This window comes from Aminivibrio pyruvatiphilus (assembly GCF_004366815.1).
GTDB lineage: Bacteria > Synergistota > Synergistia > Synergistales > Aminobacteriaceae > Aminivibrio > Aminivibrio pyruvatiphilus.
Genome location: NZ_SORI01000002.1, coordinates 206,222 through 219,813 on the forward strand (window position 1 = coordinate 206,222; position 13,592 = coordinate 219,813).

Genomic DNA, 13,592 nt, shown 5'->3' on the forward strand with positions numbered 1-13,592 from the left:
GTTCTCCTCTTTGGATGTTGGGAATGATGATGCCGCGATCATTTATTCTACCGCTCTCCTACCTGGAGAGCCAGCCGCCGTCCACGGCGACGATGTAGCCGGTCAGGTAGTCGGAAGCGGCCGACGAAAGGAATACCGCCGCCCCCTTGAGGTCGTCGGGAGTCCCCCACCTGCCTGCGGGGATCCTGGCGAGGATTTCCTTGTTCCTGACGGGATCCTTCTGGAGGGCTTCCGTATTGTCCGTGGCCATGTAGCCGGGGGCAATGGCGTTCACCTGGATCCCGTACTTCGCCAGTTCGTTGGCCAGGAGTTTCGTCAGGCCTCCCACGGCACTCTTGCTCGCCGTGTAGGAAGGAACCCGGATGCCCCCCTGGAAGGAGAGCATGGAAGCAATGTTCACTATCTTGCCGCCCCTGCCCTGCTTTTCCATCTGCCGTGCCGCCTCCTGGGAGAGGAAGAACAGGCTCTTGAGGTTCACGTTCATCACGTCGTCCCAGTCCTTCTCTGAAAACTCCAGGAAGTCCGCCCTGCGGATGATGCCCGCGTTGTTCACGAGGATGTCCAGCGACCCGAGGCCGGCCACGGTCTCCGCCACGATGTCCGGAATCCTCTCCTGGGAGGTCAGATCGGCCTCCACGTAAAGAAATTTCCTGCCGAGGGATGTCACCGCCTTTTCCGTCTCCGGCATGGGAAGAGGCCCCACGCCCACGATGTCGGCCCCCGCTTCGGCGAGACCTTCCGCTATGCCGAACCCCAGGCCTTTGCGGGCTCCCGTTACGACGGCCACCTTGCCGTCAAGCCTGAACGAGTCGAGTATCATTTCTTTTCGCCTTCCTTTCGCGCCTTTTTCGTCAGTAGGTAATGAGCACCTTGAGGTACTTTTCCGGATCTTCCAGGATATCCCTGAATGCGGTGTTGATCTTCTCGAAGGGGTAGACCGCCGAGATCAGGGCTTCCGGGTTCACCTGACCCTTTTCGAACCATTCAATGACCTGGGGGAACCGGCGGCAGTTCATCCGGGAGCCGATAATCTTGAGCTCCTTCTTCACCACGATGACCTCGGGGATTTTGGCGGGTTCCGGATGAAACCCGAGCACCACGATGCGCCCTCCCGGAGCGGCGTATCCCAGGCTCTCCTCCAGCAGGCGGGGCATCCCCACCGCCTCCACGACCACGTCAGCCCCGAACTCGCCGGTAAAATCGGCCAGCGCTCCGGCAAGATCCCCGGTCCTGCCGTTGACCGTCCTGTCGGCCCCGAGGGTTTCGGCCACTTTCAGGCGGCTGTCCGCGAAATCGGTGATGAGCACTTCCGCTCCGGCGATCTTCATGGCCTGCAGTATGCAGAGGCCGATGGTTCCGGCGCCTATGACGAGGACTTTGTCTCCCTTTCCCGCCTCGCTCCTGGCCAGCACTTCCGCACCAATGGAGAAGGGTTCGATAAGGGCCGCCTTTTCCCAGCCCATTCCCCCGGGAAGGGCGTAGACCTTTTCCTCGGGGACGGCGATGTAGTCGCAGTAGCCCCCGTCCACCTGGACTCCGAGGCATTTGACGGTGCTGCAGAGATTGTCGTACCCTCTGCGGCAGGAAACGCACTTTCCGCAGGACACCACCGGATCCACGGTCACCCGGTCTCCCCTGGAAAACCGGCTTACGCCGCTTCCCACGGACTCCACCTCGCCCACAAGCTCATGGCCGAGAATCCTGGGAAGGGCCACGTCCGACCGCTCTCCCTGGTAAATGTGAAGATCGGAGCCGCAGATTCCCGCAGCCCTCACCCGGACGAGAACCTCTCCCTCCGTTGGCAGGGGCATCCTGTCCTCGAATATCTGGATCTGCCTCGGGGCTACAAGTTTGGCACTTCTCACGGAATTCACCTCCGCCCTTGTCGGGCCCGTATTGAAGGACGGCCTTTCAAGACCGTCCCGGAAAAACTATGTATAAACCGCTTTGCATCCGGAGGGACGCCGCAGTATGTTTTCATGGTCGCGCCGCCGTTTTTCCTTTCTTTCCCGCTCTCTCCGGCGGTCAACGAAAAACCGGCAGGGGCCCCGGCACAGCCTGTTTCGCGGAAGGCGGGAGAGCCGGGAGGACCCTCCCGCCCGCTGCATTTTTAGTTGTTCGCCGCTATGATGAGATCAAGCAGTTCCGTTCCGAACTTGGCCCTGTAATCTTCCCACACGGGCTGAACCGCCTTGACGAAGGGCGCCACGTCCACCTCGTTGAACTTCACGTTATGGGCCTTCAGCTCCTCCACGGTCTTGCCGACGAAGGCGTTCCAGTATTCACGCTGCTTGGCCTCTGCCTCGCGGCCCGCTTCGACAATGGCCTTCTGCTGTTCGGGGGTCAGCTTGCCGAAAGCCTGCTTGCTGATGAGCACCAGGTCGGGAACCATGAAATGCTGGGTCCATGAGAAAATATCGGACACTTCATAGAGCTTGAGGGTCAGAAGGGTAACGGGGTTGTTCTCCCATCCGTCGAGCACGCCCTGCTGGAGAGCGCTGTAGACTTCGCCCTGGGCCATGGGGGTGGCGATGGCGCCCATGGCATTGAGAGTGTTTACCATGAGCTTGCTGTCCATGACGCGGATCTTGAGTCCCTTCAGGTCCTCCGGCTTGGTGATGGGGCGCTTGTTGTTGATGAGGTTCCGGGAGCCGCCGTCGCCCCAGTAGAGGAAGACGAACCCTGCCTTCTCGATGTCGGCCTTGATCATCTCCCCGGCCTTGCCGTTGAGGGCCTTGAACATGTGTTCCGTGCTCTGGAAGACATAGGGAAGAGACAGCACGTCCATGGCGGGGACGAACTGGGCCATGGGCCCCGCGTTGGCCATGCACATCTCGAGGGTTCCGGCCTGCATGCTTTCCAGGGCCTCCCGCTGGCCGCCAAGGGCGCTGTTGTTGAACAGGCGGACTTCAACCGATCCGCCGGTCTTCTCCTTCACCTTTTCGGCGAAGAAGACCATGGATTCGGTGGTGGGATTGCCGTCGGGGAGAACGTTGGAGAGCTTCAGCACAACCGGAGCCCCGTAGGCAAAGGACGCCGCGAGAAAAACGAAAAGAAGCGCAAGCGCAAAGGTCTTTTTTCCGAACATGGAATTACCTCCTTCTTTTCTGCTTCCAAATCCTCTTTCCTCCCCTTCGGGGAAGGATTTCCGCTGCCTGGTGCCGCCGCCTCTGCCTCCGTTGCAGCATGAACAGGTTTTCCTCTCATACCTCCCTTCGCCGGAAATGAGCCTTCCCGGCCGAAACTATCTGAGCCCCATCACAAGCTGCGGGAGGAAGGTGATGATCTGGGGGAAGACCGTGATCAGGGCAAGAACCACCACCATGGTAAGGAGATATTTGGAGTAGGCTCCCAGGATCTCCCCGAGTTTCGCCTTCGCTATTCCCGTAGCCACGAAAAGAGATATGCCCACCGGCGGGGTGCACTGACCGATGGCCATGTTGACAATGGTCATGATGCCGAAGTGGATGGGCGTCACGCCGAGCTGCCGGGCGATGGGAAAGAGAATGGGCACGAGAATGATGATGATGGGCGAAATGTCGAGGAAGGTGCCCATGAAGAGCATGAGGGCGTTCATGAGGAAGAGGATGACCAGCCGGTTGTCCGACAGGGCGAAGACCGCCTTCGCAATCTTGTCCGGAATCTGCTCCGCCGCCAGGATCCAGCCGAAGCTGGAAGCCGTGGCGATGCACAGGACCACCACGCCGGTGGTGATGCCCGTCTTGACCATAATTGAAGGTATGTCCTTCCACTTGAGTTCGCCGTAGACGAACCGCCCCACCACGAAGGAATAGAAGGCCGCCACCACCGAGGCCTCCGTGGCCGTGAAGACGCCGGAGAGGATGCCTCCCATGATGATGACCATGGTCATCAGGGCCAGGATGGAGTCGGTGAAGGCATGCCACCGCTCGCCCCAGGTCGCTTTCGGTTCCGCCGGGAGGTTCCGCTTTCGGGCGAAGATGCCGCTGGTGACCATGAGGGCCAGCCCCATGAGGATGCCGGGAAAAACGCCGCCCAGGAAGAGCCCTCCGATGGAAATGCTTCCGGTGATTCCCAGAATGATCATGGGTATGCTCGGGGGAATGATGATCCCGATGGCCCCTGCGGTGCCCACCACGCTGGTGGCCAGGTCCTTCCCGTACCCCTTCTTTTCCATGGCCGGAATGAGGACGCTGCCGATGGCCGCCGTGTCGGCCGCCGTGGAGCCGGAGATGCCGGCGAAGAACATGGCCGCCACGATGCTGATCATGGACAGGCCGCCCCGGATATGGCCCACCAGGCTGGAGGAAAAGGAAATGAGCCGCCTGGAGATGCCGCCGCTCTCCATGAAGCCGCCGGAGAGAATGAAGAAGGGGATGGCGATGAGGGAGAAGGACTCCACGGAGGTATACATGCGCTGGACCACGATCAGGGGATCCATGCTGCCGGCGAAGAGCAGTGCGATTGCCGCAGAAATTGCAAGGGAGAAGGAGACGGGCATCCGGATGACGAGCAGGAGAACGAAGGCCGAGAAAATGGTGACAGTCATGTCAGTCCCTCCACTCCGAATGATGCCGGGAGAACAGGCCGGTGAGATGGTTCAGGGAATGGATCGCCATGAAGGTGCCGCTCAGGGGCAGGATCACGTAGGGGCCGCTCATGGTGAAGGGCATCATGGCCATGAGCTGCCGCTGGTTGAGCTTTACGAGGAAAAGGCCTTTCCAGATCATGAACAGCGCAAAGGCAAAAATCATGGCATAGACCGCCAGGGAAAGGAGTTTCTGGATCTTCTGCGGGAGGCGGACCACGAAGATTTCCACCTCGAAATGGGAAAGTTCCCTCACAGCAAGGCCGGCGCCGAGAAAGCTGAACCAGACGAACATGTACATCAGGAGGGCCTCCGACCACATGATGGGGGCTTTGATGACGAAACGGCTGATGATCTGGAGGAGCCCCAGGACCACCATGACCGTAAGGAGAACGATGAGCATCCACCGTTCCAGCCGCGCCGCGAAGGCATCGAGCCTTTCCATGAACGGTCCGCTCCCCTGCCTTACCTGAGGACGGACATGGGAACGCCGTCCATGTCCGAGAAGGACTGGTTCTCTCCCGCCATGCCCCAGACAAAGCTGTAGCTGGTGCTTCCGACGCCTGAATGGATGGACCAGCTCGGGGAAATAACCGCCTCGCCGCTGCGGACAACGATGTGGCGCAGTTCGGAGGGCCGGCCCATGAAGTGGAAGACCACTCCGTCTTCGGGAAGGTTGAAGTACATGTACACCTCCATCCGCCGTTCGTGGGTGTGGGTGGGCATGGTGTTCCATACGGAGCCCTCGGCCAGTTCCGTCATGCCCATGGAAAGCTGGCAGCTTTTCACCACGTCGGGATGGACGTACTTATTGATCACCCGTTCGTTGCATTCCTTTTTCGTACCCAGGGCCTGCTTCACCGCCATCTCCCTGGTGATGAGGGTGGTGGGCCAGGCGCTGTGGGCCGGGCAGCTGAGGAGGTAGAACTTCGGAGTGCTGCCGGTCTCGGGTTCAAAGGAAACATCTTTCGTCCCCATGCCGATATAGAGGGCCTCGTACCGGTTCAGCCGGCGGGAGGTCCCGTCTGTGACCACCGTACCGGGGTCTCCGATGTTGAGCACCGCCATTTCTCTCCGCTGGAGGAAGAAGTCCACGCCGAGCTCTTTCCCGCCTTTCAGGGAAAGGCTCTTTGACACAGGACAGGCCGAACCGGTGATCATCCTGTCTACGTGGGAATAAACGAGGGGGATTTCATCAGGGGCGAAAAGGCCCCTGATCAGAAACTCGCCGCGGAGGGCTTCGGTGTCGTACCGCTTCACATCTGCCGGGTTGGCTGAATTCCGTACTTCCATCGGTTCTTCCTCCTTGTTGTCCGATTTTCCTGCCTCGCTGCGCCGGTTATCCCCGGTATCCCAGTTCCCTGGAAATGGCCAGGGCCGTCTCCCGGATTTTCGCTCCAAGGGCAAGAGACTGGCTGTCGCTGAAACGATAGGCCGGAGCACTGATGCTCACCGCCCCCACCGGGCAGCCCCTGAGGTCGAGGATGGCGGCCCCCACGCACCGGATGCCCTCCTCGTTCTCCTCCACTTCTTCGCAGAAACCCCTTTCCCTGCCGGCTGCGAGGAGATTTTTCAGCTCTTCCTTGTCAGTGACGGTGTTCTCCGTCCGGGGCAGCAGCTCCGTTCTGTCCAGGTAGGCGTCAAGTTCAGCTTCCGATAGGGCTGCGAGGATCGCCCGCCCTCCGGACGTGCTGTACAGGTCCCGCTTGGCCCCTATGCGGGAACGCATCCCCACGGGATGGGGGCTGTCAAGCTTGTCCAGGTAGTAGGCCTCCCCCCCTTCGAAAATGAAGAGATGGACCGTCTCGTGGCTCTCCTCCCACAGCCGCCGCAGCAAGGGGCGGGAAATCTCCGCGAGACCGGCGCGGTGCCTGTAGGCATCGGCCCAGAACAGGACGGAAGGCCCCATCTGGTACCGTCCGCTGTCGTCCTTCAGGACCACCGAGTAGTCCCGAAGGGTGGAGAGTATGCGGTGGACCGTTGCCTTGGAGAGACCGACGGCATCGGCGATCTCCGTGATACCCACCTGCCTCCGGGACTCGGCCATGAAGCCGAGAACGCTCATCGCCCTGTCGAGAACGCGGATGGAACCGCCGGACTCCTTTCCGCTGCCCTCTTCTTCCTCCTTCAGGCCCTTCACCGTGACGTTCAAAACTTCCGCTGTTGCGGTGCCGTTTCCGACTGCCCTGTTTCTCTTTGTCATAAGAATTCCACCTGCCAAAATGACGATTCTTTGGATGAAACGAATTTCCATTACGTTACGACAGAGGAGGAAGCCTGTCAACTTTATTTTTTTCAATCCATGAAACAAAAAATCAGCCCGTAAAACAGATCCGGCCCGGGAAAGCTTCCGGGCCGGATCTGCAATGGCGCATGTTTCAGGCTTATTTCCTGGGGACACGGGCTTCGAAGAGGGCTCCTGTCTCTGACGGGCGGAAGAAAAGATCCCCTCCTGAGCGGACCAGGATCCGTTTCGCTATGGCAAGGCCGAGACCATACCCTCCCTTGCCCCACTCCCCCCTGGACCGGGAGGCATCTCCCCTCCGGAACCGCTCGAAAAGAACGGGGGCGGTCTCCGGAGAAATGCCGGGACCGTTGTCCGCTACCATGATGCTCCAGAAACTCCCGTCCTCCCGGAGGATCAGGGACACCCTGCCCCCCTCGCTGGCCCCGAACTTCTCCCGGACATATTTCAGGCTGTTTTCCACGAGGTTCGAGAGCGCTCTCGACAGGTCTCCCGTCCTCACCACCGCCGGCGCCCGCGGGGGCACATCCGTTTCGATGGCGATCAGCGACGCGAAGGGATGGCTCCGGCACTGGTCGGCCACAGCCGCGAGGAGGAGGGAAAGATCGGCCTCCTCGGCGTCCCGGAGGGGCGGTTCCGATTCCATCCTCGAGAGCAGAAGCAGATCGTCCACCAGTCTGCTCATCCGTTCCTGCTGGGCGATGATGGAGGAAAGGAACTTTTTCCGCTGCTCCGCCGTCTCCTCCTCCGGTGCCTCTAGAAGGTATTCGGCAGCCGCACGGATGGCGGTCAGGGGAGTCTGGAACTCGTGCCCGGCATCGGCGACAAAATCCCTGCGGGACTGTTCGATCCGCCGCTCCTCGGTAAGGTCGGTGATGACGAAAAGCACCCCCGTCGCCGTCTTCCTGGAGGCTATTCCAAGGCATCGTCCGTCAAGCTCGGGCAGGTCGAACACCCTGCTCTCCTCTCCCCCTTCCAGGGCGGAGAGGATGAGGCCGTACATTTCACCGGAAGGAAGCATCCGCTCCACCGGGGTTCCGGGGGGCACGTCTCCCCTCACGGCAAGCAGCCGGGCGGCGACCCTGTTCATGTACCGGACCCTTCTGCCGTCATCAAGCAGAACGACCCCCACCGGAAGGGCCGTGACGATCCTGGAGAGGTCCTCCCGTTCGGACCGGAGTTCCTCCATGGTGCCCCTGAGCTGGGCGGACATGCCGTCCAGGGCGCTGGAAAGCCGCTGCAGTTCCGGTTCGGCCATGAGGGGGAAGCGGACTTCCTCTCCCTGGGCAATTTTGCCCGCTGACTCGACTACCCGGTCGAGAGGACGGAAAAAGAGGCGGACCAGTCCGGCTCCGAAGGCTATGATCAGCGCCACGGCGACGAGAAGATAGAGAAGAAACCTGTTCCGGGTCTCGGCGAAGGCGGCTGAAAGATGTTCCAGGGGGTAGGCGGACCGGATGACCGCTGTCCGTTCCCCGTCAAGGGAAACCCTCCGGGCGAAATAGAGATAGTGCATGTTCGTGGTGGTGCTGTACCGCAGGGCCGTCCCCTCGCCTCCGGACAGGGCTTCCTTTACCTCGGGCCGTGAAAGGTGGTTGTCCATGGCTGTCGGGTCCCTTTCCGTGTCGGCGAGGACGGCGCCGCGGGCATCCACGAGGGTGACCCTTCCCCTCAGGATCCCCTCCCACCGGGCAAGATCCTTCAGAAAACCGGACACCCCTTCCTTCGACAGCGAGACGGACAGCAGGGCCGTCTGCCGGGAAAGCTCCAGGCCGCTCTGCCTGACGATTCCGTCCCGGACCACTCCGTAGAGCAGGCCCCAGCTGATGCCGAAAGCGCAGAAAACCACTGCGGCCACAAGGAGAATCACCTTTTTTTTCAGGGTCAGCATGGTCGTCATTCCTCCCATACCAGACGGTAGCCCCTTCCCCGGAGGGAATTGACCGCCAGGGCCGGGCGCTTTCCGTCGACGAGCTTCTTCCGGAGGCGAGAAATGTGAACGTCCACCGTCCTTGTGTCGCCGCCGTAGAAGCTCCAGATTTTCGACAGCAGCTCCTCCCTGGGAACGGTACGCCCCATCCTCCTGGCCAGCACTTCGAGGAGGCGGAATTCCGTGGGGCTGAGGTCCAGGGGCGCCCCCCGGAGCAGGGCCGTTTCACCGTCGACTTCTATCCGTAGGCCGCCGTCCTCCACGATTCTGCCGCCTTCTTCCGGGCCGGACCTCCGGAGGAGGGCCTTGACCCGTGCGGCCAGCTCCGCCAGGGAGAAAGGTTTTTTCATGTAGTCGTCGGCGCCGATTTCCAGGCCCTCCACCACGTCCCGCTCTTCTCTCCGGGCGGTGAGCATGAGAACGGGGACGGAAGCGGTCTGGCGGTCCGCCTTGAGTCTGCGGCAGACCTCCCATCCGTCCATCTTCGGCAGCATGAGGTCCAGGATCACCAGGTCGGGCCTCAGGGAGAAGGCCATTTCAAGGGCCCTGTCTCCGTCGGCGGCGGAGGCCGTTTCATAGCCGTGCCGCCGAAGGGTCCGGGACACGACCTCCACGATGGCTTCCTCGTCCTCCACGATAAGTATTCTCTGCCCCGGCACGGCTCACCGCTCCTTCGGACGCCGGAAGGCGGAGGCCTTCACGGTTTTGCCGGTATAGATATAGACCACCCGTTCCGCCACGTTTGTGATGTGGTCCCCCGCCCGCTCCAGGGTTCTGGCCACGTTCAGGAGCTGGGTCGCCTGGCCGATCCTCTGGGGATTCTCCATCATCATGAGCAGCAGTTCCCTCATGATCTGCTTTTCAAGGTCGTCCAGGAAGTCGTCCATGGGAAACACGGCCTTCGCGGCCTCGGCGTCGCCGGTATCGAAGGCGGTGAGCGCTTTTTCCACCATGACGGCGAGGGCGTCCACCATGCGGGGAATGTCGATGAGGGGCTTGATGAGTTCCTTGTCGGCCAGGTCGAGGGCCACCTTGGCGATGTTGCCGCCGTAGTCGCCGATCCGCTCCAGGTCTATGGCCATGTGCATGATGGACGTCACGGCCCGGAGATCCTCACCGAGGGGCTGGTACCGCGCGGTGAAGTGCATGCAGGCGCTGTCCACTCCTTCAGCCAGCTCGTCGAGCTCGTCGTCCTTTTCGATGACGCTGCGGGCGACGGCTGCATCCTGGTTCTTCATCGCCCACACCGCCCTGGAGATGGCTTCCTCCGCCATCCTCCCGAGCCGGAGGATCATCCGCTTCAGCTCTCCGAGGTCCTCCTCAAGCTGTTTTCTCAGGTTGATTTCGTTCATTGCCTCTTCCTCCCCCCTCGGCCCCTAGCCGAACCTTCCGGTGATATAATCTTCCGTCCGCTTGTCCCCGGGCGACGTGAACATTTTCGGCGTGCTGTCATACTCCACCAGGTCGCCCAGGAGGAAAAACGCCGTCCTGTCGGAAATGCGGGCGGCCTGCTGCATGTTGTGGGTCACGATGACCACAGTATAGTTCTTCTTGAGCTCTCTCACCAGCTCTTCGATGCGGGCGGTGGCCAGGGGGTCCAGGGCGCTCGTGGGCTCGTCCATCAGAAGGACGGCCGGTTCCGTGGCTATGGCCCGGGCGATGCAGAGCCGCTGCTGCTGCCCGCCGGAGAGGCCCGTGCCGGGGCTTTTGAGCTTGTCCTTCACCTCGTCCCACAGGGCGGCGCCGGTGAGGCTGCTCCGGACGATTTCGTCGAGCTTTTCCCTGTTCCGGATGCCGTGAAGGCGCGGGCCGTAGGCCACGTTGTCATAGATGGACATGGGGAACGGGTTGGGCTTCTGGAACACCATGCCCACCTTCCGCCTCAGGGCGATCACGTCCGTTCCCCTATCGTAGATGTCGGTGCCGTCGATGCGGATTTCTCCTTCAAACCGGGCGGAGGGGATGAAATCGTTCATCCTGTTGATGCATCTCAGAAACGTGCTCTTGCCGCAGCCGGAAGGCCCGATGAGGGCCGTCACGTTTTTTTCAAGGATGTCCGCGGAGACGTCCTTGAGCACCCGGGCCGCCCCGTAATAGAGATTCACGTTTTTCGCGCTGATCTGTATTTTTTCCATTGTTCTCCCCCTCTTATCGGCGCATTCTCCGGCGAAGCCGGGACCGCATGAATATCCCCACGGAGCAGATTCCCAGGACGAGAAGAAGAAGGACGAGAACCGTTCCGTACTGTATGGGGCGGGTTTCTTCGATGAACGTTCCCGCCGTGGCGAGGACGTAGATGTGGTACGGCAGGGCCATTACCTCGGAAAACAGGCTCTTTGCGATATGGGGGGCGAAAAAGGCCGCGCCTGTGAACATGATGGGCGCCGTCTCCCCCGCCACCCGGCCGATGCTGAGGATGATCCCCGTGATAACCGTGGGGGCCGCCGAAGGAAGCACCACCCGCCGGATGGTCTGCCATTTCGAGGCTCCGAGGGCGTAGGAGCCGTCACGGTAGTCCTGGGGCACGGCGAGAAAGGCCTGTTCCGATGCGGTGACCATGAGGGGCAGAGTCAGGCACGCCAGCGTTAGCGCGGCGGAAAGAAGGCTCGGGCCGAACCGGAAGAGGATCACGAAAAGAGAGAGCCCGAAGAGGCCGAAGACTACCGAGGGCACCCCGGCGAGAGACCGGATGGCGAGCCTGAGGATGCGGGTGAACAGGTCGTCCCGGGCGTATTCGGCGAAGTAGAGCCCCGTGGCCACCCCGACGGGAATGGCGAAGGCCATGGCCACCGTCACGAGCTGCAGGGTCCCCACGAGGGGGGTCATTATGCCTCCCCTGGTCATGCTGTCCCGGGGAGGTTCCAGGAGGAAATCCAGGGAGAGAACGGAATACCCCCGCAGGAAGACAAAGGCCAGGACGGAAAATACAAGTGCGGTCAGTGTTATTCCGGCGGCCCAGCAGAGAAGGGTCATGATTTTGTCCGCTATTCGACGGCGATCCATGCTACCTCACCATCTTTCCCTTTTTCTCGACCCAGGCCGAGAGGAGGTTCACCGTCAGGGTCATGACCAGGAGGATCACGCCTCCGAAAAAAAGAGCGGCGTAGTGGGGAGAACCCACCGGGGTCTCCCCCATTTCGGCGGCGATGGTAGAGGTAAGAGGCCGGACGGGGTCGAAGACGGACAGGGGGATGATGGCCGCTCCGCCCGCGGCCATGAGGACCACCATGGTCTCTCCCATGGCCCGCATGATCCCAAGGAGGGAGGCACTCAGTATTCCCGGAAGGGCCGAGGGGATGACCACTTTCCGGGTGGTTTCCCAGCGGGTGGCTCCCAGGGCGTAGGAAGCGTCCCGGAGATCCTGGGGAACGGCACCGAGGGCTTCCTCGGCAAGGCAACTCACCACGGGAACGGTGAGAATGCCCAGCAGGAGGGACGCGTTGAAGAGGTTCAGCCCCGAAAGCATATCGAAGGTTTCCTGCAGCCACGGGGCGAGGACCACCATGCCGATAAAGCCGAGGACGATGGAAGGGAAGAACCCGAGAAGTTCGAGAATCGGCTTCAGGAGTTCCCGGATCGGCCGGGGTGCCGTCTCCGACACGAAAACGGCGATGAGAAGGCTGAAAGGGACCGCCAGCAGGCAAGACAGCCCCGTCACCGCAAGGGTGGCCGCGATGAGGGGAAACATGCCCAAAACCGGCGGGTTTTCTGCGGGGTACCACAAGTCGCCCCCAAACAGCTCGTTCAGCGTGACGCTCCTGAGCACGGGAAGCCCTTCCCGGAAAAGGAAGTACAGGATGAAGAGCATGACCAGTATTCCCGCGCTTGAAATCCCCTTCACGATGGCTCCCGGCAGCCTGTCTTTCATGACAATCCCTCTTTCATCATTGAATTGGTGCTCCCTCCCCCGGCCGGGGGAGGGAGCACCGGATCCGCTGTCCGATTCCTTCATCCGCTACTTCAGGATCCTGAGGGGCACGAACCCGGTGGAGGCGACCACTTTCTGTCCTTCGTCACCGAGCATGTAGTTCATGAACTTCATGATCTCGCCGGTGGGCCACCCCTTGGTGAACATGTAGAGGAAGCGGGCGATGGGGTAGGAACCGTCAAGGGCCGTCTCGGCGGAACCTTTCTTTCCGTTCACCATGAGGGGCTTCACAGTGTCGTTGATGTAGCCGATGCCGTCGTAGCCGATGGCATACTTGTTCTTTGCCACGGTGGTGAGCATGGCTCCCGAGGAGGCCACGATCAGGGCCCTGGGGGACACTCTTTCCTTCTTGAGAATGATCTCCTGCCAGGTCTCGTAGGTGCCGGAACTCGTGTCCCGTCCGACCACGGCGATGGGCTTGTCCTCTCCGCCCACGTCCTTCCAGCTGGTGATCTTGCCGGAGTAAATCGCCTGGAGCTGATCGATGGAAAGATCCTTGACGGGGTTGTCGGGGTGGACGATGGGGAGCAGGGCATCCATGGCCACTGCGAAGGGAACGGGGTATGTGCCCTTCTCCACCGCTGCCTTGACTTCGTCCTGCTTGATGAACCTGGAGGAATTGGCGATGTGGGTGGTTCCGTCGATGATGGCCTTGATTCCGTTGCCGCTGCCGCCGCCGGAGACGCTGATCTTCACGCCTTCGTTTGCCGCCATGTACTTCTCCGCCGCCGCCTGGGCGATGGGAAGGACCGTGGTGGAGCCGTTCATGACGATTTCAGCCCCGAAGGCCATGCCCGAAAGGGAGAGGATCGCTATTCCCGCGAGAACCGCTGCCGTTTTTCTCATTGCGAAAGAACCTCCTTGATTTTTTTCTGTCTGTTCGCCGGAGACCATCCCCGGCCGATAATGAAAGTATAGGCAG

14 protein-coding genes are annotated in these 13,592 nt (G+C 61.2%); all 14 read right to left on the bottom strand.

Annotated elements, in window-relative coordinates; genetic code table 11:
- Positions 1 to 58 precede the first annotated feature (58 nt).
- Positions 59 to 820 (bottom strand): 2-dehydro-3-deoxy-D-gluconate 5-dehydrogenase KduD, encoded by a 762-nt coding sequence (gene kduD / locus C8D99_RS02765; protein ID WP_133956150.1) that lies wholly within the window; start codon positions 818 to 820, stop codon positions 59 to 61.
- 31 nt (positions 821 to 851) lie between these two features.
- A complete protein-coding gene (locus C8D99_RS02770) occupies positions 852 to 1,865 on the bottom strand; it encodes a zinc-binding alcohol dehydrogenase family protein (protein ID WP_133956152.1) in 1,014 nt (337 codons plus the stop codon).
- A 245-nt stretch (positions 1,866 to 2,110) separates the two neighbouring features.
- Positions 2,111 to 3,088: a TRAP transporter substrate-binding protein gene (locus C8D99_RS02775; protein ID WP_133956154.1), complete on the bottom strand. Its 978-nt coding sequence runs from the start codon at positions 3,086 to 3,088 to the stop codon at positions 2,111 to 2,113.
- Between the two features lie 156 nt (positions 3,089 to 3,244).
- Positions 3,245 to 4,528 (bottom strand): TRAP transporter large permease, encoded by a 1,284-nt coding sequence (locus C8D99_RS02780; protein ID WP_133956156.1) that lies wholly within the window; start codon positions 4,526 to 4,528, stop codon positions 3,245 to 3,247.
- Position 4,529: 1 nt separating this feature from the next.
- Positions 4,530 to 5,012: a TRAP transporter small permease gene (locus tag C8D99_RS02785; protein ID WP_133956158.1), complete on the bottom strand. Its 483-nt coding sequence runs from the start codon at positions 5,010 to 5,012 to the stop codon at positions 4,530 to 4,532.
- 20 nt (positions 5,013 to 5,032) lie between these two features.
- Positions 5,033 to 5,860, bottom strand: a complete 828-nt coding sequence (gene kduI, locus C8D99_RS02790) for a 5-dehydro-4-deoxy-D-glucuronate isomerase (protein WP_133956160.1) — start codon at positions 5,858 to 5,860, stop codon at positions 5,033 to 5,035.
- A gap of 46 nt (positions 5,861 to 5,906) precedes the next feature.
- Entirely contained in the window at positions 5,907 to 6,770 is an 864-nt protein-coding gene (locus C8D99_RS02795; protein WP_133956162.1) for an IclR family transcriptional regulator, read from the bottom strand.
- Between the two features lie 181 nt (positions 6,771 to 6,951).
- Positions 6,952 to 8,721 (bottom strand): sensor histidine kinase, encoded by a 1,770-nt coding sequence (locus C8D99_RS02800; RefSeq protein WP_133956164.1) that lies wholly within the window; start codon positions 8,719 to 8,721, stop codon positions 6,952 to 6,954.
- Positions 8,709 to 9,401, bottom strand: coding sequence for a response regulator transcription factor (locus C8D99_RS02805; RefSeq protein ID WP_133956166.1), 693 nt, complete (start codon positions 9,399 to 9,401; stop codon positions 8,709 to 8,711). The genes C8D99_RS02800 and C8D99_RS02805 overlap by 13 nt, the downstream gene beginning before the upstream one ends.
- A gap of 3 nt (positions 9,402 to 9,404) precedes the next feature.
- A complete protein-coding gene (phoU, locus tag C8D99_RS02810; RefSeq protein WP_133956168.1) occupies positions 9,405 to 10,094 on the bottom strand; it encodes a phosphate signaling complex protein PhoU in 690 nt (229 codons plus the stop codon).
- Positions 10,095 to 10,118: 24 nt separating this feature from the next.
- The gene (pstB, locus tag C8D99_RS02815) at positions 10,119 to 10,877 is read right to left on the bottom strand and encodes a phosphate ABC transporter ATP-binding protein PstB (RefSeq protein ID WP_133956170.1); all 759 of its coding nucleotides are present in this window, start codon (positions 10,875 to 10,877) and stop codon (positions 10,119 to 10,121) included.
- Positions 10,878 to 10,890: 13 nt separating this feature from the next.
- Positions 10,891 to 11,745, bottom strand: a complete 855-nt coding sequence (gene pstA / locus C8D99_RS02820; protein WP_133956172.1) for a phosphate ABC transporter permease PstA — start codon at positions 11,743 to 11,745, stop codon at positions 10,891 to 10,893.
- Position 11,746: 1 nt separating this feature from the next.
- Positions 11,747 to 12,610, bottom strand: a complete 864-nt coding sequence (pstC, locus tag C8D99_RS02825; RefSeq protein ID WP_133956174.1) for a phosphate ABC transporter permease subunit PstC — start codon at positions 12,608 to 12,610, stop codon at positions 11,747 to 11,749.
- A gap of 87 nt (positions 12,611 to 12,697) precedes the next feature.
- Positions 12,698 to 13,516 carry a phosphate ABC transporter substrate-binding protein gene (locus C8D99_RS02830; RefSeq protein ID WP_133956176.1) on the bottom strand — a complete coding sequence of 273 codons (819 nt, stop codon included), beginning with the start codon at positions 13,514 to 13,516 and terminating at the stop codon, positions 12,698 to 12,700.
- Positions 13,517 to 13,592: the final 76 nt, after the last annotated feature.